Genomic DNA, 1779 nt, shown 5'->3' on the forward strand with positions numbered 1-1779 from the left:
GCTAGAAGCTTTTCTCGGCAGCGTGACATCAGTTGCTTCCCTACTATAATTTCGGTCCTCATCGTCGCTTGTCAACGCGATCAAAAGCATTTCTCTCTTGACCTGACTTACGACTTGAACATCCATATCCATCAGGATGCACAACTTAGCCTTCTGCGTTCCTCCATCACTCAAACGTTAATAACTAGTACAGGAATCTCAACCTGTTATCCATCGTCTACGCCTCTCGGCCTCGACTTAGGTCCCGACTAACCCTGGGTGGACGAGCCTTCCCCAGGAAACCTTAGTCATTCGGTGAATCAGATTCTCACTGATTTTTCGCTACTCATACCGGCATTCTCACTTCTAAGCGCTCCACTAGTCCTTACGGTCTAGCTTCGTTGCCCTTAGAACGCTCTCCTATCACGCGACAAAGTCGCGTCCACAGTCTCGGTAATATGCTTAGCCCCGGTAAATTTTCGGCGCAGAATCACTCGACTAGTGAGCTATTACGCACTCTTTAAATGGTGGCTGCTTCTGAGCCAACATCCTAGTTGTCTATGCAACTCCACCGCCTTTTCCACTTAGCATATATTTAGGGACCTTAACTGGTGGTCTGGGCTGTTCCCCTTTCGACGATGGATCTTATCACTCATCGTCTGACTCCCGGATATAAATCAATGGTATTCGGAGTTTATCTGAACTTAGTAATCCAAGACGGACCCCTTGTCCAAACAGTGGCTCTACCTCCATGATTCTAAATCCGAGGCTAACCCTAAAGCTATTTCGGAGAGAACCAGCTATCTCCAAGTTCGTTTGGAATTTCACCGCTATCCACACCTCATCCCAGCACTTTTCAACGTACACGGGTTCGGACCTCCGGTGCGTATTACCGCACTTTCATCCTGGACATGGATAGATCACCTGGTTTCGGGTCTATGGCAACATACTTCAACGCCCTATTCAGACTCGCTTTCGCTTCGGCTCCGCTTTTTCAGCTTAACCTTGCATGCAACTATAACTCGCCGGTTCATTCTACAAGAGGCACGCTATCACCCTTAAATGGGCTCTAACTGCTTGTAGGCACATGGTTGCAGGAACTATTTCACTCCCCTTCCGGGGTGCTTTTCACCTTTCCCTCACGGTACTGGTTCACTATCGGTCACTAGGTAGTATTTAGCCTTGGGAGATGGTCCTCCCGGCTTCCGACGACGTTTCACGTGTGTCGCCGTACTCAGGATCCTGAACTGAGGGAATCTGATTTCGTCTACTGGGCTATCACCATCTATGGCTCAGCTTCCCAACTGATTCGACTATCAGATTCTTTTGTAACTCAAATGTTCAGTCCTACAACCCCGACCAGTAAACTGGTCGGTTTGGGCTGTTCCCCGTTCGCTCGCCGCTACTTAGGGAATCGAAATTTTTTTCTACTCCTGCGGGTACTTAGATGTTTCAGTTCCCCGCGTTTACCGCACGACAGCTATGAATTCACTGTCGTGCAACCATCGACTAAGATGATTGGGTTTCCCCATTCGGAAATCTCCGGATCAAAGCTTACGTACAGCTCCCCGAAGCATATCGGTGTTAGTTCCGTCCTTCATCGGCTCCTAGTACCAAGGCATTCACCATGCGCCCTTAATAACTTAACCTGCATCACTTCGTGATGTAAGTTATTGAGTATTTGCGATTTAAACTATTTTAAAAAACTCAAATAACGTAGTGGTTATTTCTCGGTTAAAATTATAATTAAAATATAATTAATACAGAAAATAATATTATCTAGTTTTCAAAGAACAAAGT

Annotated in this window: 1 rRNA gene; it reads right to left on the minus strand. The window is 46.4% G+C overall.

Annotated features, from left to right (window positions below):
- Nucleotides 1-1628: ribosomal RNA gene (locus LfDm3_RS03530) — 23S ribosomal RNA — on the minus strand; the annotation flags it as partial.
- Nucleotides 1629-1779: the final 151 nt, after the last annotated feature.

Origin of the sequence: Fructilactobacillus fructivorans (assembly GCF_000814735.1) — a bacterium.
GTDB classification, from domain to species: domain Bacteria; phylum Bacillota; class Bacilli; order Lactobacillales; family Lactobacillaceae; genus Fructilactobacillus; species Fructilactobacillus fructivorans.